The following is a 20,249-nucleotide window of genomic DNA, read 5'->3' as shown; positions in this document are numbered from 1 at the left end:
ATCGGTAACTTGAACTGCAAAAAAGACAGCGCTCGCTACTCTTGTGAGAAGACGCAGCGCTATCATGGCGTTTGAGTAGCGGGAAAGTTTAGGGGCAGGTTATCGGGGATGTTCTAGCGCCGGGCGGCCTCGCGTTCTTTCAGGCGCACAAAGGCATCCATGTTTTCCTGGCCCTGCCGAACGAGATCGGCATAAGTGCCGTCCCGCATCTTCTTGACCATGCTTTCCCGGACCGTTTGGAAGTCGCTTTGCCCACCGCCGCCGTTGCCGTAAGCGCCCGGGGACATCGATCCGAAGGCACCGGCGGAAGCGTTTTGCGCCGAGGCGGGCAGGCACTGCGCCGAGAGCAGGAACGCGATGGCCAGAGCGCCTGAAATCCGCTTCATGTCCTTCTCCCCACATGCCGCATTGCCCGGATGCTAAACGGGAACTAATCCTCCCGCAGCATTAGACAACGGGTCGCGTTGGTTTAAATTGGGCTTTGAGGCCATCCCATTGGCCGAGACGGAGCATGGACGATGAAGCTGGGTTGGGCCTTTCCTGCGCTGCTCCTCATGGCTGTGCCGGGCGCTGCCGGAGCCTCGCCGCGTGATGGGACTTCCGCACCTCCCGGCATTTCGCATACGTGCATGCCGGGTTTCATCGCCGTGGAGGGGACCAGAACCTGCGTCCGGATTTCAGGGCGCATCCGGTCCGATGTGGTGACGGGAAGCGCCCGGTCGCGATCCGGCGACAGCACGCGCATCGGCGCAGACGGGCGCTTGAGCATCGATGCCCGCACCCAGATGGAGTACGGCCCGTTGCGCGCCGTCGTTCGTGTTCAAGGGGCGACGCGCTAAACCGTCAGTCCACACCGCTCTGCGCGCAATCGAACGTCGCGACGCCGTCGTGCGTGCTCGGGCGTTCGAAGATTTCAGGATGGCGCAGCGTACGCACCGCATCGTTGTAGCCCGCGCGCCAGTGCTCCTCCATGCTGAGGCGTGAAAACTCGTAATCCTTGAACTGCCGCTCGTATTGGCGTGAGCGGTAGATGAGGTGAACGATGTTGTAGACCTTCCTGTCGGCGGCAGGGCGCAGGAGCCTAGCCTCGTCGCTCGTGGCGAGTTCCGGCGGCAGTTGTTCCAGAAGGCTGGCGAGAGCAACGCGAAGCTGCTGCAATCGCTTGAATTCGTCCGTGTTGGCGCGTGTGCGGCTGGAGAACTGAATTTCCTTTTGCCGCACGGCGACCTCGCCGAGATCACGCGGGATCTCTCCACGCGCGTTCCACAAATCGACCTGGAAGACGAGGGTGTCGAGGCGCGAGCCGCTGACCTGCGTCACCCATTGCAGCGGCGTGTTGGAAACCAGGCCGCCATCCCAAAAGAACTCGCCGTCGATCTCGACAGCCGGAAACCCCGGCGGAAGGGCTCCGCTCGCCATGACATGCTGAGGCCCGATGTTGTGCGTGTGGCTGTCGAAGTAAACGAAGTTGCCTGTGCGCACGTTGACCGTGCCGAGCGCCAGCCGCGTATTTTCATCCCGATTGATGCGGTCGAAATCGACGAGCGACTCGAGCGTGCTCCTGAGAATGCTCGTATCGTAATAGCTCGTCGCGTTGGGCGAGCCGGGCGGCACCAGCCAGGGGGAGGGGACACGCGGCTCGAAAAAGCCCGGCACGCCCTTGAGCAGGGCCGTCGCCGCGTTGAACTGGTTGACCGCGGTGCGCGCCGTGTCGCCCTGAAAGATGCTGTGCCAGGTTTCCGTGAACGGGTCGAGTTCCGGCTGGTCGCTCACCGTCTCCCAGAACTTGCGCAGGTTGGCGACCCGCTCAGAGGGCGCATTGCCCGCGATGATTGCCGCGTTCACCGCGCCGATGGAAATACCGGTGACCCAATCGGGATGGAGGTTCGCTTCCGTGAGGGCTTCATAAACGCCGCCCTGATAAGCGCCGAGCGCGCCGCCACCCTGAAGCAGCAGGGCGATGCACTCGAAGGGCGGGCGCTTGGCGTTCCGATGATCTTTCTTCAGTCGCGTTGCCACCATGAGGTTCTCAGCGGCTGCCCGCCCTCCTGAATGATCGCCGGAACGTTAAGCCCCCATGAAATGGGCCCATGGGCAAAAGGTCAATGACGATGCAGGCTCACAGTGGCAGGGTGAGGCATCTTGTCCTGTGTGACGCAGCGCGGCGCGGACGCTTGAGAAAAGCTGGCGATGCCGGTATGCGACAGTCCTCTTCTATGACGAAACACGAAAAGGGGCGCACGGCGTGGCAGCGCAGCGCAAAAAGGGATGGGCGTCATGGGTCGCGGTTGCCGCGGCCTATCTTATTGCCGTCCAGACGCTGCTCGTCGGCCTGACGCTTGGAAGTGCGGCCGCCCCCTTGCAGACGGGCGATGCCCACGCCGTTCTCTGCCTCACCAACCCTGTGGCCCAACAGGATGGGGATGCGTCTTCGGGAAAGACGCATCTTCCCAATTGCTGCATTCTCGGCTGCGGCATGTTCGGCTCGGCGCTTGCGCCACCGCCTCAGTTCGTCACGTTTCTCGATCTTCCCATCGTCGCGTCCGCCGCCGCGATCCCCGTGCGGGATCATCAGGTCGTCGCGATCTCTTTCCGTACGCCGGGCAATCCGCGCGCTCCGCCGTTGAGGGGCTAAGGCCGCTATCGTCCTGCCGCCATGCCGGGGCCGGACATTCTCAACCAATCATTCTTTTCCGGTGCTGCGCGTTTCGAAACGCAAGGCACCTGCTCATGCGGAGCAAACCATGTTCAACAAGTCTCTCTCCCGTGCCGCCCTTGCCGGCGCATTCCTCCTCGTGGCCGCGCAGGGCGCACTGGCGCACGAGTTCAAAGTCGGATCCCTCGAGATCAAGCATCCCTGGTCACGGGCCACGCCCGCCGGCGCGCAGGTCGGCGGCGGCTATCTCACCATCAAGAATGAGGGCGATACGGAAGATCGCCTGATCGCGGTGAGCGCTGAAATCGCAGGGCGCACCGAGATCCACGAAATGGCGGTGAACAACGGCACGATGACCATGCGCCATTTGCCGAACGGCATCGCTGTCCCGGCCAAGGGCTCCGTCACATTCAAGCCCGGCTCTTACCACCTCATGCTCATGGACCTGAAAAAGCCCATCAAGGAGGGCGAGGCATTCCAGGGCACGCTCACTTTTGAGAAGGCGGGTACGGTGCAGGTGCAATTCGCCGTGGAAGGGATGGGAAGCCCCGGTGGGAGTGAGCACAAGGATATGAAGCACTGATCTCCGGATGCGTATCAGGAAGGCCCCGTTGGAACGGGGCCTTCTTTGCTTTTGGGGTGCCGTGCCGCGAAAAACTTAGTGCCGCATGTCGGGAACCCTCTGCCATTCACGCGCTTCTCCCGGGCACACAGTGAGAGGAGATTGGGCAATGGCAACGCTGGCAGCGAGTCAATCCGTCTCGGCAAATCCTTTGATCGACAGCGACCGTGTCGAGGGCACGAAGGTCTTTGATCCGAATGGCCACAAGATCGGAACCGTCGACCGGCTGATGATCGAGAAGGAAACGGGCAAGGTCGCTTATGCGGTCATGACCTTCGGGGGCTTTCTCGGGCTTGGGGAGGAGGCCTACACCATCCCCTGGGCCAAGCTGAAATACGACACCAGCCTCGGCGGCTATCGCACCGACATCACCGAGGAGGAATTGAGCGGCGCTCCGGACTTCTATCGTGACACGGGGCGGGACTACGACTGGTCCGACCGGGAGCGGGAGCGCGAGCTGCACGATTACTGGCGAATGCCGTACTACTGGGGGATGTGACAGACCTCTCTAAATCTTCGGGCTTTTCATTCCGGCTCACGCTTTCATGAATGCTCGATTCATGCGCGGTTCAACGACGTAGTCGTAACGGAAAAGCGTTGCGAGGCCGTGAGCGGCTTTGATCGCACGAAAAGACAAGAACACATAAAGAGAAGACCATGAAGCAAGAGGTCTTGCTTGCCTGCGCTTTCGCCGCTGGAACACTCCTGACAGCTTGCGCGCAGCCCAGGACTATTCCGGTCGAAGCCATCTCTTCAGGAGGATCGTCACAGAGGGCACAATACATCGTCTACCAGGATGAAGAGGAGGAGCGCCGACCGGCTCCACGCCGGTACGTCTATCATCCGCCGCCGCCGTCCCTCTATTACTACGACAAGGAGGCGGCGAAGGAGGCAGTCAAGGACTACCGCGAGACGCAGAAAGAGATCCAGAAGGAGCAGATCCGCGCCTGGAACAAGGCCAACGGCTTCTAGGGTGCGCGGCCTCCGGGGAGGGTTTTTTGCCGACCAACCTGAACAATTAATTCATCACTCGTTCAACAGTGCTGGTGTAGCTACAAATCCACAATTCGCGGTCATGACCTCATGATTCGCGCGAGGAGACGACGAAATGAAACTTGGCATGTGGATTGCCGGCACCGTTGCCGCGGGGCTCACCTTCGCGAGCCTCGGCGCTCAGGCCGCGCCCGTTTCCGCCGCCGGTTCGGCGGGATGGGGACCGGTTGTCCAGGACGTTCAGTTCCTGTTCTTCGACGACGAGCCGCCGCCGCCTCCGCCGGTCTATTACGGCCCGCCGCCGCGCGCCTATTATCCGCCGCCACCCCCGCCGGCCTATTACGGCCCGCCGCCGCGCTATGGCTATCGCCGCGCTCCGCCGCCGCCCGGCTACTACTATGACAAGGAAGCGGCCAAGGATTACGTGAAGGATTACCGCCGTAATCAGAAGGAAATCCAGAAAGAGCGCGTCCGCACCTGGAACAAGACGCACGGCTTCTAAGCTTCAGACGGCGGGTTTCGACCCGCCGTTTCTTTTTGGAACGCCCTTAGAGATCGAGAGCGCCGCCTGTGGGCGGCGTTTCCACATCCGTATCGGTCAGGAACTCGTCGGATAATTCCTCCTGCTCGGCGCATAGCCGCTCATAACGGTCGAGCGCGCCCTGCAGGATGTAGGCCGCCGCCATCTTGTCCACCGCCTCCGCGCGCTTGGCGCGAGAGGTGTCCGCGTCGAGCAAGGTGCGGGTCACGGCCACCGTGGACAGGCGCTCGTCCCAGAACATGATCGGTCTTGAAATCAGCGGGGCGAGGTTGCGCGCGAAGGCCCGCGTCGCCTGCGAGCGCGGGCCCTCCGTGCCGTCCATGTTCAGCGGCAGGCCGATGACGAGCCCGCCCACGTCGTGCTGCTCGATCAGCTCCTTGATGCGCTGCGCATCCGGCGTGAACTTGACGCGCTTGATCGTCTCCAGTGGTGTCGCGATCCGCCGCTCGATGTCGGACAAGGCGAGGCCGATGGTCTTGGTGCCGAGATCGACGCCTATCAGGCGCGCCCTCGGCGGCAATTGCTCGATCAGCTTGAGCAATTCGTTGTCCTTGGCGGTCATGGAACAGGCCTCCTCGTTCCCCACTTCCTCGATGCGAGGTCGCCTCGGGAGCGCTCAGGCGATGTTTCTTTGAAAGGAGGCTGGTCCAACTCTCCTCGCACGGCAACGATTCGAAGCCTGGCGCATCCGCCTCCCGGATCTGTGAAGTGCCAGAACGGCGGCGAAAGATCCAGAGAGGGGATGAGACTTGATCCCTGCGGCCTTTTCCGGTTCTGCATATAGTCACGCCCGCCGGTCACCCCATTTGTGACCTCAACCCAAGCTCGAGGATCCGCGCATGAAGATCACCTGGTTCGGCCATTCCGCGTTCAGGCTCGATTTCGCCGACAAGGTCGTGCTGATCGATCCCTTCTTCACCGGAAATCCCGCCTTCGAGGGCAGCAGGGACAAGGCCACCGAAGGCGTGACGCATATCCTCGTCACCCACGGCCACGGCGATCATGTGGGCGATACCCTCGACATCGCCAAGAAGACCGGCGCGACCGTCGTCACGAATTTCGACCTGTGCATGTATTTCGCCTCGCAGGGGCTCGAGAAGTTCGACCCCATGAACACCGGCGGCACCACGGAGCAGGGCGGCTTCAGCGTCACGCTGGTCAGGGCCGACCATTCGGCGGGCCTCGTGGAAATGGGGGTGAACTTTCCCCTCGGCAGCGCCAACGGCATTATCGTCAAGGCTCCCGGCGAGCCGACGGTCTACCACATGGGCGACACGGACATCTTCGGGGACATGGGCCTGATCGCCGAGATCCATCAGCCCGACGTGGCGCTGGTCCCCATCGGCGACCGCTTCACGATGGGGCCGGAGGTCGCCGCGCTCGCCGTGCAGCGGTACTTCAAGCTCAAGGCGGCCATTCCCTGCCACTACGGCTCATTCCCGATGATTCTGCCCAACGCCGACCGCTTCGTTGCGGCCCTCGACGGCAAGGGCACGCAGGTCATCGTGCCGCATAAGACGGTCGGCGTGAGGATTTGAGGGAAGCGTGACTTTTAAATAGCCTCACCCTGAGGAGGCCGTCAGGCCGTCTCGAAGGGCGAGGCGTCTTCAGTGCGCGCTGGAACCTCCTTCGAGACGCCGCTGGCGCGGCTCCTCAGGATGAGGATTGAGAAACCGTGACACTCCGACATTGCCCCTTGAGGCGGCCGGGTGTTATAGCCGCCGAAACGCACACAAAAGGGGTTGGCCATCCATGTCGGTCGATCAGAACACGGTCCGGCGCATCGCGCGGCTGGCACGCATTGCAGTGACGGAGCAGGACGTTCCCCACCTTCAGGGCGAACTGAACGCCATTCTCTCCTTCGTCGAGCAACTCAACGAAGTGAATGTGGACGGCGTGGAACCCATGACGTCCGTGACCCCGATGGCGATGAAGAAGCGCCAGGACGGCGTCACCGATGGCGGGATCGTCGACGATATCGTCCGCAACGCCCCCGTGACGGAGGATCACTTCTTCGTCGTGCCTAAGGTGGTCGAGTAGCCTCGAGCCTCACCATCCCGTCAGGAACAAGGCGTGGATGGCCGGGACCGCCCGGCCAAGACGCTGATTGAAAGATCAAGCCCGTGACCGAACTCACCCATCTCACCCTTACTGAGGCCCGCGACGGCCTGAAGGCCAAGACCTTCTCCGCGACCGAGATCGCTAAGGCCCACATCGCGGCCATCGAGAAGGCGAGGGCGCTCAACGCCTATGTGCTGGAGACGCCGGAACAGGCGCTCGCCATGGCCAAGGCCTCCGACGAGAAGATCGCCAAGGGCGAGGCGCGTCCGCTGGAAGGCATTCCCCTTGGCATCAAGGACCTGTTCTGCACCAAGGACGTTGTGTCCACCGCCGGCTCCAACATCCTCAAGACCTTCAAGCCATCCTATGAGTCGACCGTCACCCAGAACCTCTGGAACGACGGCGCGGTGATGCTCGGCAAGCTCAACATGGACGAGTTCGCGATGGGCTCGTCCAACGAAACCAGCGCCTTCGGCCCGGTTGTGTCGCCCTGGCGACGTCAGGGTTCGAATGTGGGCGCTGGCGCATCGGGCGCCGTCGAGGGCGCGCACCTCGTTCCCGGCGGCTCCTCGGGCGGCTCGGCGGCGGCTGTCGCGGCGCATCTGTGCCTTGGCGCGACGGCGACGGACACGGGCGGCTCCATCCGTCAGCCTGCAGCCTTCACCGGCACCGTCGGCATCAAGCCGACTTATGGCCGTTGCTCCCGCTGGGGCACGGTGGCCTTCGCCTCGTCCCTCGATCAGGCCGGGCCGATTGCCCGCACCGTGCGCGATGCCGCGATCATGCTGCGCTCCATGTCCGGTCCGGACGCCAAGGACACGACCTGCGTCGATCTGCCGGTGCCGGATTTCGAGGCTGCCGTCTCGCGTGGCGTGAAGGGCCTGAAGATCGGCATTCCGAAGGAATACCGCGTCGATGGCATGGCGCCTGAGATCGAGAAGCTCTGGGAGCAGGGCATCCAGTGGCTGCGTGAGGCCGGCGCCGAAATCGTTGATGTTTCGCTGCCGCACACGAAATACGCGCTTCCGGCTTACTACATCGTCGCGCCTGCGGAAGCTTCCTCGAACCTCGCCCGTTACGACGGCGTGCGCTACGGCCTGCGCGTTCCGGGTAAGGACATCGCGGACATGTACGAGAAAACCCGCGCCGAAGGCTTCGGCCGCGAGGTCAAGCGCCGCATCATGATCGGCACCTACGTGCTCTCGGCGGGCTATTACGACGCCTACTACGTCCGCGCGCAGAAGATCCGCACGCTCATCAAGCAGGACTTCGAGAAGGTTTATGCGTCGGGCGTCCACGCCATCCTCACCCCCGCAACGCCGTCCGCCGCCTTCGGCATCGGTGAGAAGGGCTCGGGCGATCCGGTGGAGATGTATCTCAACGACATCTTCACGGTGACCGTGAACATGGCGGGCCTTCCCGGCCTCGCGGTGCCCGCCGGTCTCGACTCACAGGGTCTGCCCCTCGGCCTCCAGCTCATCGGCCGCGCCTTCGACGAGGAGACGCTTTTCGCCGTCGGTCAGGTGATTGAGAACGCCGCCGGCCGCATCAGCCTGCCGAAGGCCTGGTGGTAAGGGTGGCGGCTCCTTCCGTCCCGCTTCACGTCTGGCTTCTCGGCGCGTTCGACCCTGTCCTGATCGCCGTGGCGATCTGGCTCGGGTGGCGAGCGACGCAATTCGGCAAGGTCTTCATCGCGGCTATCGCGGCGTTGGCCGTGTCCGTCGTGACCTCATGGCTGATCCACAACACCGGGTTGCCGTGGATCGCCCCCATCGGCGCGGATGCGCCGACGCTCCTGCCGATCAGGACCGTTGCGGCCGTCATCTGGGCAAGCGCGGGCTATGCCGCGCGGCGGCTCTCGGGGCGATAGGCCCGAATCTTTCCTCAGCCAAGGTGTTTCATAACTCCCGCGCTCTCCTGCGAGGGCCGGGCGTCCTTGCGCGTATGGGCGTGACCAATTGGAGGGAATGAGGAACCGAATTTCCCGCACCATCGTTTCTGCAATGCCGGTCGGCAGAAGGCGGGGGCAATCAATTCGTGTTTCCACGATTCAGCTCATGAATCCCGTGGAAACTCTCGACACACGGGAGTGCCCTCAATGAACACCAATCTCGTTTCGCTGGTGACGCAATTCCTGACCCCTGACGTCATCGCCAGAATTTCCTCCGCACTCGGGATCGATAAAACCCAAATCGGAAAGGCACTTACCGCCGCTGTGCCCGGCATCCTGGCCAGCCTGACCGGTGTCGCCTCCACGCCGGATGGCTCGCGAAGGCTGTTCGACGCAGTCTCCCAGCAGCCGGGAGGCCTCAACATGATCGCCGACATGATCGGCGGATCCGGCCAGAAGAACCTGATCGAAAGCGGGAGCGGCATGTTATCCTCCCTTTTGGGCGGCAGCTCCGCTTCGGCGCTTGAAACCGCTGTCGGTAAGTTTGCCGGGCTCGGCTCGGGAACGGGAGGGGCCTTGCTCGGCCTTTTGACCCCTATCGTCATGGGCGTGCTCGGACAGCAGAAGAATGCATCGGGGCTTGATTCATCCGGCCTGTCGCAACTGCTGACCTCCCAGAAGGCCGATATTGCCCGCGCGTTGCCTTCAGGCTTCTCCGACCTCCTGAGCGGAACGGGACTGCTCTCCGGCCTCGGGGCCGCCGCAGGGCAAGCCGCCAAAACCGCAGCCCGTCCGATGAGCTACGAAACCGTCGATCGAACCATCAAGCGGCCCGCCGCCTCCGGCACGCCGGCGTGGGCCTGGGCCCTTCCTGCGATAGCCCTGCTCGCTTTGGGCTGGTGGTACTTCTCCCGCCCCACGACCGAGGTGGCGCAGCAGACCCGAACGACCCAGACCGCACAAATCCCGACCACGACCCAATCCGTGACGCCGCCGAGCCTCATCGTCGGTTCGGTGGATCTCGGATCGACGGTCCAGACTACCGTCGGTACCCTGCGCCAGACCCTTGCGGGCATGACCGATGTGGATTCGGCAAGGCTTGCCTTGCCGAAGCTTCAGGACGCCGCGACCCAGCTCGACCGGGTCAACAACCTCGCCATCCAGCTTCCCGCTGGCAGCAAGGCGGCGTTCGTGACAGTGATCGTCAATAATCGCCCACAGCTGGACGAGCTCTTCAACAGGGTTCTGGCAACCCCGGGCGTGGCGGAAGTGGCCAAGCCCACTATCGACTCGCTCCGGCTCAAACTCGACGGACTGGCCAAGACAGCGGGCTGATCGGCAGCTCTGGATCGATGCCGACCTACCTCAGGCCGGCATCGATTTGTTCCTCGATGCCGAAGAACTCCTTGAGCTCATTCTTCCCGAGGGCCGTCACCTTGAGCGCGCGCGTGTCCTTGATGCGCTCGATCCACCCCCGCTCGAACATGTGTGTGCACAATGCCGCTCCGAGACGCCCGGCAAGATGGGGGCGGCGCTCGCTCCAGTCGAGGCAGGTTCGGCACAGGGCGCGCTTGTGGCCCGGTTCCGCCAGATCGATTCCCATGTCGCAGAGAAATCGGTGGCCGGCCTCGGTGACGGCGCCCGCGCTATCCGAGAGGACGACGTAGTTCCTGGAAGTCAGGGCATCCGTGACGGCGATGCCGAGACGCCCGGCAAGGTGATCGTAGCAAGTACGCGCGTTGCGCAACGCCGTATCCTTGGGGCCGACGGGGCGGTAGCGCTTGGGTCCAGCGGAGGCCACGGCCATCAGGGCTTCGATGGCGTGCGCGACCTCCGGCGAGGCCAGACGATAATAGCGGTGACGGCCCTGCTTCTCGACAGCGAGCAGCGACGTCTCAACCAGTTTCGCGAGGTGGCCGCTCGCGGTCTGCGCGCTGACATTGGCGTGCCACGCCAGTTCGCTTGCGGTGAGCGCACGCCCATCCATCAGCGCGGAGAGAATGTTGGCGCGGGAGACATCCCCGATGGAAGCGGCGATTTCCGCGAGCACGATGCCTGAAACGAGTGTCGTCATGCCCCGATCCTACGCCGCTTCCCCGCGCCTTGCAGCCCAGAACGTTTCGGCGGCGACCGAAGTGTTGGGGGATTGAATCTGAGACGACGCAGAGATGCGCAAAAGGGCCCGGTTCCAGTCCGGGCCCTTTTGTGAAGAAAGCTTGCCTCAATCTATTGGGGAGCCGTGGGGTTGGCCGGGGAGGCCGGCGGGCTCAGGGGCGAGGCCGGCGGAGCCAGAGGTTTGTTCGGCATTGGAACCGTCGGAGCGGTTTGAGACGGCGCTGTGGTGCTGCCGGTCGTGGTCACTTCACGATTGCTCCCGCCATAGAAAAGAAAAGCAAGAAGGCCGAGGGCAATCACAAGTCCGCCAATCATATAGGCGAGTGTGTTGGATCCACGGCTGTCTGGATCGGATATATAACGGTCTTTGTCATAGATATTCGGGTCGCGGTCCGTCGGCATTGTTGACTTTCTTAACTTGCGAACATGAGATAAACGCTTCACATCCAGAGCGGTTTCATGAAAGCGTGACTGGATAGCCTCAACGATGGAAAATATTACTGAAAAATACTGCCCTGATTTCTCCCTTGTCTGAACATTCATTCAGGTTGAAAGGGGTTGACCGGGGCGGGCGATGGCACTTACTCCGGTCATGGAACAACGACATTTTGAGGCGCGAGGCGGCATGAACGCTCCGGTCAATCCGAAGAAGCTCATCAAGGGCGCGACAGGCGATTGGGAAATTGTCATCGGCATGGAAATCCACGCCCAGGTGACCAGCCAGGCGAAGCTGTTTTCCGGCGCTTCCACCGCCTTCGGCGGCGATCCGAACAGCCACGTTTCGCTCGTAGATGCGGCGATGCCCGGTATGCTTCCTGTCATCAACGAGGAATGCGTCCGCCAGGCCATCCGCACGGGCCTCGGCCTGAAGGCGCAGATCAACCACCGCAGCGTGTTCGACCGGAAGAACTATTTCTACCCGGATCTGCCGCAGGGCTACCAGATCAGCCAGTTCAAGAGCCCCATCGTGGGCGAGGGCGAGGTGATCGTCGATGTCTCCGACACGGAGACCATCACCGTCGGCATCGAGCGCCTGCATCTGGAGCAGGACGCGGGCAAGTCGATCCACGACCTTCACCCCACCATGAGCTTCGTGGACCTCAACCGCTCCGGCGTCGCGCTGATGGAAATTGTCTCGCGGCCCGATCTGCGCTCGTCGGAAGAGGCGAAGGCCTACGTGACGAAGCTGCGCACGATCCTGCGCTATCTCGGCACCTGCGACGGCGACATGGAAAAGGGCAACCTGCGCGCGGACGTGAACGTCTCCGTGCGCCGCCCCGGCGAGCCGCTCGGCACGCGCTGCGAGATCAAGAACGTCAACTCCATCCGCTTCATCGGCCAGGCCATCGAGTACGAGGCGCGCCGTCAGATCGGTATCATCGAGGATGGCGGCTCCATCGATCAGGAAACGCGCCTGTTCGATCCCGGCAAGGGCGAGACGCGTTCCATGCGCTCGAAGGAAGAGGCGCACGATTATCGCTACTTCCCCGATCCGGACCTGCTGCCGTTGGAATTCGACCAGGCTTATGTGGACGTGCTGGCGAAGGATTTGCCGGAACTGCCGGACGCCAAGAAGGCACGCTTCGTTTCCACTTACGGCCTGTCGACCTATGATGCGGGCGTGCTCGTCGCCGAGCGCTCTTCCGCCGATTTCTTCGAGGAAGTCGCCAAGGGCCGTGACGGCAAGGCCGCAGCGAACTGGGTCATCAACGAGTTGTTCGGCCGCCTGAACAAGGAAGGCAAGGATATCGCGACCTCGCCCGTTTCCGCCGCGCAGCTCGGCGCGATTGTCGACCTCATCGGCGAGGGCGTGATCTCCGGCAAGATCGCCAAGGACCTGTTCGAGATCGTCTTCAACGAGGGCGGCGATCCGCGCCAGATCGTGGAAGCGCGCGGCATGAAGCAGGTCACCGATACAGGGGCCATCGAAAAGGCCATCGACGAAATCATCGCCGCCAACCCGGACAAGGTGGAGCAGGCGAAGGCGAAGCCCACTTTGCTCGGCTGGTTCGTCGGTCAGGTCATGAAGTCCACCGGTGGCAAGGCCAACCCGCAGGCCGTGAACGATCTTTTGAAGTCCAAGCTCGGAATCGAGTGAGGATTTCGCTGGATTGCGAAAGGGCCGTGGCGCAATTTATGCGCGCGGCCCTTTCGTTCATATCGACGCCGTCATGCGCGCCGATTTCATTGTGGGGCCTCGCTGAGGAGACGGAATGAAGACGCTTGGTCTGATAGGCGGAATGAGCTGGGAAAGCACCGCGCTCTACTATCGCCATATCAACGAGATGACGCGCAAGCGCCTCGGTGGTCTTCACTCCGCATCGTTGTTGCTCTGGTCCTTCGATTTTGCGCAGATTGCCGAGCGTCAGCACGCGGGCGACTGGCAAGGGGCCGCTGCTCTGATGATCGATGCGGCGAAGCGGCTCGAACAGGGCGGGGCGGACGCTTTTCTGATCTGCACGAACACCATGCACCGCATGGCCGATGACGTGCAGGCCGCGACGGGTATCCCCCTTCTTCACATCGCCGATGCGACGGCGAGGGCCGTGGTTGGCGCACAGGTCAAGCGCCCCGTTCTTCTCGCGACGCGTTTCACGATGGAGCAGGATTTCTACAAGGAACGGTTGCGCCGAAATTTCGGACTCGATGTCGTCATTCCCGATGACGCGGGCCGCGACCTCGTTCACAATGTGATCTACGACGAGCTGTGCAAGGGTATCGTCAATGACGCCTCCAAAAGCGCGTATCTGACCGAAATCGAGCGCCTGCGGCGTGAGAACGGCGCGGACGGCGTGATCATGGGATGCACGGAAATCACGATGCTCATCGGTCAGGAGGATATTGATCTTCCTGTCTTCGATTCCACGCTTCTGCACGCTGCCTCAGCGGTTGATTTTGCTCTTGCTTGAACGAGGGCGGAACGGATAGCTCCAAATGCCGGTGAACGCGCAACCCAATCCCTTCGCATCGCATTGGCTGATCCGCGACATCGTCATCGGATCGCATATCGGCGTGGCGGGTCCCGAGAGCCTGCTCTTCATCGGCGATTCCATCGTCGAAGGTTTTTACTGGAACAGCGTCGGCTCCCACGCCGTCGTCAATGCAGGCTATTCCGGCATCTGGACGGAGGCGCTCGAGCCGAAGGTCGAGCGTCTGCTCACCGTCGCGAAGCCCCGCCTCGCGGCCCTTCTTGTGGGCACGAACGATGCCAAGCAGGGACGCGGCGAGGAATATCTCGCGACCGTCGCAACGCTCTATGAGAAAACCGTGCGGCTCTTCTCGGCGTCAGGCGTGCGGCTGATCGCGATCACGCCGCCGCCGGTGGAGCAGGGCAAGCGCCTGACGGGCTATTATTCGGGCGAGGCCATGCACGCGCTAGCCCGCGAGGTCGTGCAGATCGCAACCCATCACGGACATGGCGTCATCGATCTGCATGGCGCCTTGAGCACGCCCGACCGCAACGCGAAAGCGGGCGCGACGATTGACGGCATTCATCTCTCCCCGCCCGCCTATCGCCTCATGCGCGACATGCTCGAACGCAAGATTGCGGAGATGGATACCGAAGGAAAACAGGCCTGATGAACGCGTCCCCCTCTCTTCCCATGCGCCCTGCCGCCGACAGCGATGCGCAGGACCTGTTCGGTCTCTTCGCGCTGTGCTTCGCGGAATATCCGGGCTGCTTCGTCGACCCGCATGACGACCTGCGCGATTTGCGCGAACCCGGATCGTCGTTCGCCGGAAGGGGCGGGGCGTTCTGGGTGCTGGAGGATGAGCGGGGCCGCATCTGCGCCTGCGCGGCGGTGGACTTTCCCGAAGAGGGCGCGGGGGAGCTGCATCGGCTCTATGTGCGCCCCGACCAGCGCCGCAAGGGGCTCGGCGTCGCGCTTGTGCGCCTTGTCGAGGATTACGCGAAAGCGCGGGGTGCGCATCGCATGCTCTTCTGGTCGGACACGCGCTTCACCGATGCGCACCGGCTCTATGAGCGTCTCGGCTACGTGCGCGCCGAAGGTTCGCGCGAGATCGGCGATATTTCCAACACGTCGGAAATCCGGTTCGACAAGACATTCTGACAGCCGGCAAGTCCGCGACGCCGAACTCATCCGTATCGCGAAGAGCAACAGAGGAAAAAGACATGGCGGCGCTTCTCATGCGGCGGGCGGGCAGGGACGATCTCGAAGCGATCATCCGACTGCATGAGGAAGATGAACTGGGCGCCCATGGCGATGCCTGGACGCCCGCGAACGTGCCCGCATACGAGAAGGCTTTCGCCGCCATCGGCGCGAGCCCCGATAATCTGTTGTTCGTGGCGGTGGCGGAGGGCGTAGTCGTCGGCACGTTCCAGCTCACCTTCATTCCCAACCTCACGGGGCGCGGCGCGTTGCGGGTGAAGGTGGAGAGCGTGAAGGTCCGCGCCAGCGAACGCTCGCAGGGCATCGGCGCGCGCATGATGGCTCATGCGGAAGAGGTGGCGCGCCAGCGCGGCGCGGCGATGCTGGAACTCACGTCCAACAAGACCCGCAAGGACGCCCACCGCTTCTACGAGCGCATCGGCTTCTCGCGCAGTCACGAGGGCTTCAAGAAGAAGCTCTGACGAAAAAGCCCGACCGGCGCTACCGCCGACCGGGCTTGAATGCGTGATGCTGGAAATGCCGCTTAGGCCTTGCCGGCCTTCAGGCGCGTGTTGCACTCGCTCCAGAACTTCGGCCACTTCGCATCCTTGGCGACCTTGCCGCCGGCCTTGGCGTCCTTCCACTCGGCGCTGCACTTGTTCATGCGCTCGCGGGCGGCGAGCTGGCCGGCGGTCGGCTCCTTCTTCGGCTTGGTTTCCGCCATTGCGGGTCCGGCGAGAGCAATTGCCGCCGTCGCGGCAAGGATGGTCTGAAGGATGCGGTTCGTCATGAAAACTCCCATGCGCCTGCGAACTCGAGGCTTCGGCGCATTCCATTCTGAAATAGTGAAACATGCAAGGGAGTCTCGGGAGCCATGCGTCCTATCCACCGCATTCAGGCTCTGGAGTAGTGTTCCTGTCGCTCTTATGTCCTAACTTCGACGCCCGAACGTTGAGAGGTTTTTCATGGCGGCTTCAACGCAACAGCCCATCGACCTTTACTATTGGCCGACCCCGAACGGATGGAAGATTTCCATCATGCTCGAGGAATGCGGGCTTCCCTACGCGGTTCACCTCGTGAACATCGGCAAGGGCGACCAGTTCACGCCGGAATTCCTGGCGATTTCCCCGAACAACAAGATGCCCGCCATCGTCGATCCGAACGGGCCGGACGGCAAGCCGATCTCGGTCTTCGAATCCGGGGCGATCCTGCAATATCTCGGACGCAAGACGGGCAAGTTCTACCCGCAGGACGAACGCCAGCGCGTCGAGGTTGAGCAATGGCTGTTCTGGCAGATGGGCGGCTTCGGCCCCATGCTCGGCCAGACCCATCATTTCCGCATCTATGCGCCGGAAAAGGTGCCTTACGCCATCGAGCGCTACACCAACGAGACGAACCGCCTCTACGGCGTGCTGAACAAACGTCTCGCCGATCGGGATTTCGTGGCGGGCGAATATTCCATCGCCGACATGGCCATCGTCGGCTGGGCGAAGCTCTGGGAGCGCCAGGGCCAGAACATCGAGGATTTCCCGAACGTGAAGGCCTGGCTCGAGCGCGTCCTTGCGCGCCCGGCCGTGCAGCGAGGCCTTGAAGTCAACGCTGAAAGCCGTGGGTCGACCGATATGCAGGACCCGGCGGTTCGGGCCATGCTGTTCGGCCAGAAGGCGCGATAAGATCCCGGCAATTGCCCCGGACCGTTCCCCGGTCCGGGATCGTCCCGTCAGGAAAAGGCTATTTCTTCTTTCTGCTCTCAGACACTTCCTGAAATTTCGAGCAGTCGAAGCGGGCCATAGTGGTCTCCAGCCGCTGAATGCCCGCAAGCTCCCGAGGAGCGCTCATAGGGTCGCACGCGGGAAAATACTCGTTGGCGGTCGCCACCAGGGTCGGCATTCTCTTTTTCGCCCGGCAAATGCCGGCCATGTCGTAAGCCTCTCCCATATCCCGCGCGCGCATGAGTTGCCGTGCGATATCGAGGACCTCTCCGATGGTCGACGACCAACGCTCGCGCATGGGCGCGGAGCATTCTGCGGCCTGCGCGGGCAGACAGAGCAGACTCAAGAACAGGATCAGAATGGATTTACGCATATTACGCCACTTAGTTTTGCAGGGGCGTAACATTGCTTCAACTTCAGGTCGAGAGGGGTTCTCCTAAGACGTGTGTCTAGGTGTCTCCATGCCGAGCGGCGCGGCACTGCGATCCGGCAGGCAGCCGAGCCCGGCCAATGACGTGCGGATCGCCTCGTCCAGGGGCGTGTGCGGTTCGTGGCCAAGGAAGGCAAGGAGCTTGCGGTTGTCGAGCCGCACCGGAACGCGCCACAGGTAGCGCATCTCCCACAATTCCCGCATCAGCGGCACAAAGAACGACGCCGCGCCGACGGCAAGCCACGGAAGTCTGCGGACAGGGAGCTTCGGGTTGCCGGTCACGCGCCCGATGACTTCCGCGAATTCATTGCCGGTGTCGCACCAATGTCCGCCGAAGTGAAACACCTCGAAGTCGGACAGGGAGTTTTCACGTTCCATGATCCGCGCGAGGGTTTCGCCCACGTCGGGCAGGTAGGCCCACGCATGCCCAACGCCGGGCCGGCCCGGGTCGGTGATTGAACGGACGGGCTTTCCGGGCTGGATCAGTCCCTGAGAGAACCAGCTATTTCCCGTATGTGGACCGAAAAAATCGCCCGCCCGGATGATGAGCGTGCGAACACCACGCGCGCTGGCCGCTTTCAGTGCGTCTTCCATGTCGATGCGGATCTTGCCCTTACGGGTCGTTGCCGTTTGGGGCGTGGCTTCCGTGAGCAAGGTGTGGCTGTCGGCAGAGAAGTTATAGACCGTGCCCGGCAGAAAGATTCGCGCGCCTGACGCCTCTGCTGCCGCAATCGAGTTGTTCAACATGGGCAGGACCAGCTTTGGCCAATCACGATATTGCGGCGGGTTGGCTGCGTGGACGATCAGTTGCACGCCATCGGCTGCTGCAATCACGCTCTCCCGATCCAGGGCATCGCCCCTGACCCATTCGATCGCTCCCAGCGACGCGAAACGCCGCACGGCGTCCTCTGGCCTGCGGGTGAGGGCTCGGACCCGCCATCCATGACGCAGCAGTGCCCGCGCAGCCTCACCTCCGATACCGCCAGTCGCACCGATAACCAGCGCCATCCGTTCATCCGTCATGGGAACCTCCATTAATCGCGGAGGGAGTTATCGGTTGGTGTGAGGCTAAAGAAAATTGCTATAATATTTTAGATAGTTATAAAGAAATTTATGATGCTCGATACACTGGATTGGGAATTCTGCCGTTCCTTTCTCGCCGTCATGCGCGAGGGTAGCCTTTCCGCCGCCGCACGCAGCCTTGGACTCACCCAGCCGACCATCGGACATCATATCGATCGGCTGGAGACGACGCTCGGCAAGCCGCTTTTTACCCGTTCTCAGCGTGGTCTGATGCCGACCGATGCCGCGCGGGGGATTTTGCCCCACGTGGAAGCCATGTCATCCGCCGCGCAGGCTCTTGTGCGAACGGCATCTGGCAACGCTGGTGAAATGCGAGGCGCGGTGAGGATCACGGCGAGCGAGGTGATCGGCGTGGAGGTGCTGCCGCCCATTTTGACGGCTTTCGCACAAAGCCATCCCGAGGTTTCAATAGAATTGTCCCTGTCCAACCGGATGGAGGATCTTCTCCGCCGCGATGCCGACATCGCGATCCGCATGGCTCGCCCGAGCCAGGGCTCCCTGCTGGTCCGGAGCGTCGGCGGCATCGGTCTCGGCTTTCATGCCCACAGACGCTATCTCGACGCGAGGGGATATCCGCAGACCTTTAATGATCTGGAAGGGCATGCCCTGATCGGCTTCGATCAGGAAGAGGTCAGCATCGACGACATTCGCGAGCTCGGGACAATCCTGCGCCGCGACCGTTTCTCGCTGCGGGCGGACAGCCACCTTGCTCAACTCGCGGCCATCCGCGCAGGGTTTGGTATCGGCATCTGCCAGATCGGCATAGCCCGGCGGGAGCCGGATCTGGTGCATCTGTTCCCGGAAGCATTCCGCCCCAGCATGGAAACCTGGATCGCAATGCACAGGGACTTGCGCGCAAGCCGGCGAATTCATGCCATGTTCCAGCATTTGGCGGCGTCGATGGCCGCCTATGCCCAAGGGCGCGGTGACTGGGGCTGAGCCGCTTTCCTCAATTCACCTTCGACCAGGTCTGCGTCTTGCAGATCAGTCCCCCGAAGACGCAGCCGGAGAGCTTCATGGCCTGGCCCTGAAAGCTCATCTTGCCGGTATAGGTCTTGCCGTCCTTGTAATTGTAGAGCTGGCCCGAAAACCCTTCCCCGGCGGGCTCGATGTCGGAGATCATCTGGATGCCGACGAGATTGCGGGACCTTAAGGTTGGATCGGCGTTGTTCACGTCCTTGGGCTCCCCTGAGACGCTGAGAATGGTGCCGCAATAGACCGGCCCGCATTTGGCGATCTTCACGCGGGTTTCGCCGCTTTCGCTCAAATAGGTTCCGCTGGGGTCCGCTGACTGCGCTTGGGCCGAGGGGGACGCTACGAAAAAGCTCAGGGCGGCCAAAGGGGCCGCGAGAGCCAAGAGGCTGGCAGATTTCATCTTTCACTCCCGATGCCGGCCTCTTCAATGGGCCGGTCGCGTAACAAAGTAGGGGAGATGGCGGCTCTTTCCAACACGGCCTTTAACCGCGTGTCCCGAAAAGCCTTGAGGCCTAGCGGCCCCACCGCTATAAGCGCGCCACTTTCAACGAATTTTCCCGCAAAACAGCGAGTTTCTCATGGCTATCGAGCGCACCTTCTCCATCATCAAGCCCGACGCGACCGAGCGTAACCTGACCGGCGCCGTCAATGCCGTCATCGAGAAGGCCGGCCTGCGCATCGTGGCGCAGAAGCGCATTCTCATGACCCGCCGCGAGGCCGAGACCTTCTACGCGGTCCACAAGGAGCGCCCCTTCTTCGGCGAACTCGTCGATTTCATGGTTTCCGGCCCGGTCGTCGTGCAGGTTCTCCAGGGCGACAACGCCATTGCCCGCTACCGTGAGGTGATGGGCGCCACGAACCCCGAGAGCGCCGCGGAAGGCACGATCCGCAAGCTCTACGCCAAGTCCATCGGCGAAAACTCGGTTCACGGCTCCGACAGCGCCGAGAACGCCAAGATCGAGATCGCCCAGTTCTTCTCGGGCAACGAGATCGTCGGCTAAGGCAGGCTGTCTTTGCCGACTGCTTCCTAAGGCCGCCTCCGGGCGGCCTTTTCATTTTCC

Annotated in this window: 28 protein-coding genes; 19 read left to right on the top strand and 9 right to left on the bottom strand. The window is 62.5% G+C overall.

Annotated features, from left to right (window positions below; all coding sequences use genetic code 11):
* Positions 1 to 113: 113 nt before the first annotated feature.
* Positions 114 to 386 (bottom strand): hypothetical protein, encoded by a 273-nt coding sequence (locus DQW91_RS14140; protein ID WP_112664285.1) that lies wholly within the window; start codon positions 384 to 386, stop codon positions 114 to 116.
* Between the two features lie 132 nt (positions 387 to 518).
* Between DQW91_RS14140 and DQW91_RS14135 the strand changes: the two genes are divergently transcribed.
* A complete protein-coding gene (locus tag DQW91_RS14135; protein ID WP_112664284.1) occupies positions 519 to 839 on the top strand; it encodes a porin in 321 nt (106 codons plus the stop codon).
* Between the two features lie 4 nt (positions 840 to 843).
* Here DQW91_RS14135 and DQW91_RS14130 read toward each other — a convergent pair whose 3' ends face one another.
* Positions 844 to 2,022: a patatin-like phospholipase family protein gene (locus tag DQW91_RS14130; protein ID WP_112664283.1), complete on the bottom strand. Its 1,179-nt coding sequence runs from the start codon at positions 2,020 to 2,022 to the stop codon at positions 844 to 846.
* A 223-nt stretch (positions 2,023 to 2,245) separates the two neighbouring features.
* Between DQW91_RS14130 and DQW91_RS14125 the strand changes: the two genes are divergently transcribed.
* The 5 genes from DQW91_RS14125 to DQW91_RS14105 all read left to right on the top strand — a co-directional run bounded on the left by DQW91_RS14125 (position 2,246) and on the right by DQW91_RS14105 (position 4,773).
* A complete protein-coding gene (locus DQW91_RS14125) occupies positions 2,246 to 2,635 on the top strand; it encodes a hypothetical protein (protein WP_112664282.1) in 390 nt (129 codons plus the stop codon).
* A 109-nt stretch (positions 2,636 to 2,744) separates the two neighbouring features.
* Positions 2,745 to 3,239: a copper chaperone PCu(A)C gene (locus tag DQW91_RS14120; protein WP_112664281.1), complete on the top strand. Its 495-nt coding sequence runs from the start codon at positions 2,745 to 2,747 to the stop codon at positions 3,237 to 3,239.
* A gap of 148 nt (positions 3,240 to 3,387) precedes the next feature.
* Complete coding sequence (locus DQW91_RS14115; RefSeq protein ID WP_112664280.1) at positions 3,388 to 3,777, top strand: PRC-barrel domain-containing protein; 390 nt, start codon at positions 3,388 to 3,390, stop codon at positions 3,775 to 3,777.
* A gap of 158 nt (positions 3,778 to 3,935) precedes the next feature.
* The gene (locus DQW91_RS14110) at positions 3,936 to 4,250 is read left to right on the top strand and encodes a hypothetical protein (RefSeq protein WP_112664279.1); all 315 of its coding nucleotides are present in this window, start codon (positions 3,936 to 3,938) and stop codon (positions 4,248 to 4,250) included.
* A 136-nt stretch (positions 4,251 to 4,386) separates the two neighbouring features.
* Positions 4,387 to 4,773, top strand: coding sequence for a hypothetical protein (locus DQW91_RS14105; RefSeq protein ID WP_112664278.1), 387 nt, complete (start codon positions 4,387 to 4,389; stop codon positions 4,771 to 4,773).
* 46 nt (positions 4,774 to 4,819) lie between these two features.
* Here the strand turns inward: DQW91_RS14105 and ruvX are convergent, their stop codons facing one another.
* Entirely contained in the window at positions 4,820 to 5,374 is a 555-nt protein-coding gene (gene ruvX / locus DQW91_RS14100) for a Holliday junction resolvase RuvX (RefSeq protein ID WP_112664277.1), read from the bottom strand.
* A gap of 277 nt (positions 5,375 to 5,651) precedes the next feature.
* Between ruvX and DQW91_RS14095 the strand changes: the two genes are divergently transcribed.
* The 5 genes from DQW91_RS14095 (at position 5,652) to DQW91_RS14075 (ending at position 10,099) form a co-directional block, all read left to right on the top strand.
* A complete protein-coding gene (locus DQW91_RS14095) occupies positions 5,652 to 6,350 on the top strand; it encodes a metal-dependent hydrolase (protein ID WP_112664276.1) in 699 nt (232 codons plus the stop codon).
* A 214-nt stretch (positions 6,351 to 6,564) separates the two neighbouring features.
* A complete protein-coding gene (gene gatC / locus DQW91_RS14090; protein WP_112664275.1) occupies positions 6,565 to 6,852 on the top strand; it encodes an Asp-tRNA(Asn)/Glu-tRNA(Gln) amidotransferase subunit GatC in 288 nt (95 codons plus the stop codon).
* A gap of 83 nt (positions 6,853 to 6,935) precedes the next feature.
* Positions 6,936 to 8,447, top strand: a complete 1,512-nt coding sequence (gene gatA, locus DQW91_RS14085) for an Asp-tRNA(Asn)/Glu-tRNA(Gln) amidotransferase subunit GatA (protein ID WP_112664274.1) — start codon at positions 6,936 to 6,938, stop codon at positions 8,445 to 8,447.
* A 2-nt stretch (positions 8,448 to 8,449) separates the two neighbouring features.
* Positions 8,450 to 8,743 (top strand): hypothetical protein, encoded by a 294-nt coding sequence (locus DQW91_RS14080; RefSeq protein ID WP_112664273.1) that lies wholly within the window; start codon positions 8,450 to 8,452, stop codon positions 8,741 to 8,743.
* A gap of 228 nt (positions 8,744 to 8,971) precedes the next feature.
* A complete protein-coding gene (locus tag DQW91_RS14075; protein ID WP_112664272.1) occupies positions 8,972 to 10,099 on the top strand; it encodes a DUF937 domain-containing protein in 1,128 nt (375 codons plus the stop codon).
* Positions 10,100 to 10,124: 25 nt separating this feature from the next.
* On the opposite strand, the gene DQW91_RS14070 is transcribed toward DQW91_RS14075, so the two are convergent.
* Positions 10,125 to 10,838: an ArsR/SmtB family transcription factor gene (locus DQW91_RS14070; protein WP_112664271.1), complete on the bottom strand. Its 714-nt coding sequence runs from the start codon at positions 10,836 to 10,838 to the stop codon at positions 10,125 to 10,127.
* A 152-nt stretch (positions 10,839 to 10,990) separates the two neighbouring features.
* On the bottom strand, positions 10,991 to 11,422 hold the full coding sequence (locus DQW91_RS14065; protein WP_157961454.1) for a hypothetical protein: 432 nt from the start codon (positions 11,420 to 11,422) through the stop codon (positions 10,991 to 10,993).
* An 82-nt stretch (positions 11,423 to 11,504) separates the two neighbouring features.
* Between DQW91_RS14065 and gatB the strand changes: the two genes are divergently transcribed.
* The 5 genes from gatB to DQW91_RS14040 all read left to right on the top strand — a co-directional run bounded on the left by gatB (position 11,505) and on the right by DQW91_RS14040 (position 15,470).
* Complete coding sequence (gene gatB, locus DQW91_RS14060) at positions 11,505 to 12,977, top strand: Asp-tRNA(Asn)/Glu-tRNA(Gln) amidotransferase subunit GatB (RefSeq protein WP_112664269.1); 1,473 nt, start codon at positions 11,505 to 11,507, stop codon at positions 12,975 to 12,977.
* A gap of 115 nt (positions 12,978 to 13,092) precedes the next feature.
* Positions 13,093 to 13,788: an aspartate/glutamate racemase family protein gene (locus DQW91_RS14055; RefSeq protein WP_112664268.1), complete on the top strand. Its 696-nt coding sequence runs from the start codon at positions 13,093 to 13,095 to the stop codon at positions 13,786 to 13,788.
* A gap of 25 nt (positions 13,789 to 13,813) precedes the next feature.
* Positions 13,814 to 14,458 (top strand): SGNH/GDSL hydrolase family protein, encoded by a 645-nt coding sequence (locus DQW91_RS14050; RefSeq protein WP_112664267.1) that lies wholly within the window; start codon positions 13,814 to 13,816, stop codon positions 14,456 to 14,458.
* Positions 14,458 to 14,949: a GNAT family N-acetyltransferase gene (locus DQW91_RS14045; protein ID WP_112664266.1), complete on the top strand. Its 492-nt coding sequence runs from the start codon at positions 14,458 to 14,460 to the stop codon at positions 14,947 to 14,949. Before DQW91_RS14050 ends, DQW91_RS14045 begins: the two co-directional genes overlap by 1 nt.
* Before the next feature lie 62 nt (positions 14,950 to 15,011).
* Complete coding sequence (locus DQW91_RS14040; protein WP_112664265.1) at positions 15,012 to 15,470, top strand: GNAT family N-acetyltransferase; 459 nt, start codon at positions 15,012 to 15,014, stop codon at positions 15,468 to 15,470.
* Between the two features lie 62 nt (positions 15,471 to 15,532).
* Here the strand turns inward: DQW91_RS14040 and DQW91_RS14035 are convergent, their stop codons facing one another.
* Positions 15,533 to 15,778 (bottom strand): hypothetical protein, encoded by a 246-nt coding sequence (locus DQW91_RS14035; protein ID WP_157961453.1) that lies wholly within the window; start codon positions 15,776 to 15,778, stop codon positions 15,533 to 15,535.
* A 175-nt stretch (positions 15,779 to 15,953) separates the two neighbouring features.
* Between DQW91_RS14035 and DQW91_RS14030 the strand changes: the two genes are divergently transcribed.
* Entirely contained in the window at positions 15,954 to 16,661 is a 708-nt protein-coding gene (locus DQW91_RS14030; RefSeq protein WP_112664263.1) for a glutathione S-transferase N-terminal domain-containing protein, read from the top strand.
* A 58-nt stretch (positions 16,662 to 16,719) separates the two neighbouring features.
* On the opposite strand, the gene DQW91_RS14025 is transcribed toward DQW91_RS14030, so the two are convergent.
* Together DQW91_RS14025 and DQW91_RS14020 are read right to left on the bottom strand one after the other, a co-directional pair.
* On the bottom strand, positions 16,720 to 17,073 hold the full coding sequence (locus DQW91_RS14025; protein ID WP_112664262.1) for a hypothetical protein: 354 nt from the start codon (positions 17,071 to 17,073) through the stop codon (positions 16,720 to 16,722).
* 63 nt (positions 17,074 to 17,136) lie between these two features.
* The gene (locus tag DQW91_RS14020; protein WP_112664343.1) at positions 17,137 to 18,153 is read right to left on the bottom strand and encodes an SDR family NAD(P)-dependent oxidoreductase; all 1,017 of its coding nucleotides are present in this window, start codon (positions 18,151 to 18,153) and stop codon (positions 17,137 to 17,139) included.
* A gap of 90 nt (positions 18,154 to 18,243) precedes the next feature.
* On the opposite strand from DQW91_RS14020, the gene DQW91_RS14015 reads away from it, so the two are divergent.
* On the top strand, positions 18,244 to 19,152 hold the full coding sequence (locus DQW91_RS14015; RefSeq protein WP_245411039.1) for a LysR family transcriptional regulator: 909 nt from the start codon (positions 18,244 to 18,246) through the stop codon (positions 19,150 to 19,152).
* 10 nt (positions 19,153 to 19,162) lie between these two features.
* Here the strand turns inward: DQW91_RS14015 and DQW91_RS14010 are convergent, their stop codons facing one another.
* Positions 19,163 to 19,588: a DUF2147 domain-containing protein gene (locus tag DQW91_RS14010; RefSeq protein WP_112664261.1), complete on the bottom strand. Its 426-nt coding sequence runs from the start codon at positions 19,586 to 19,588 to the stop codon at positions 19,163 to 19,165.
* A 178-nt stretch (positions 19,589 to 19,766) separates the two neighbouring features.
* On the opposite strand from DQW91_RS14010, the gene ndk reads away from it, so the two are divergent.
* Complete coding sequence (gene ndk / locus DQW91_RS14005) at positions 19,767 to 20,189, top strand: nucleoside-diphosphate kinase (RefSeq protein ID WP_112664260.1); 423 nt, start codon at positions 19,767 to 19,769, stop codon at positions 20,187 to 20,189.
* The last annotated feature ends 60 nt before the right edge of the window (positions 20,190 to 20,249 follow it).

It is taken from the genome of Microvirga flavescens, assembly GCF_003290125.1.
Classification (GTDB): Bacteria; Pseudomonadota; Alphaproteobacteria; order Rhizobiales; family Beijerinckiaceae; genus Microvirga; species Microvirga flavescens.
Note: the sequence above shows the minus strand (reverse complement) of the source record. Positions and strands in the feature narration are given on the sequence as shown.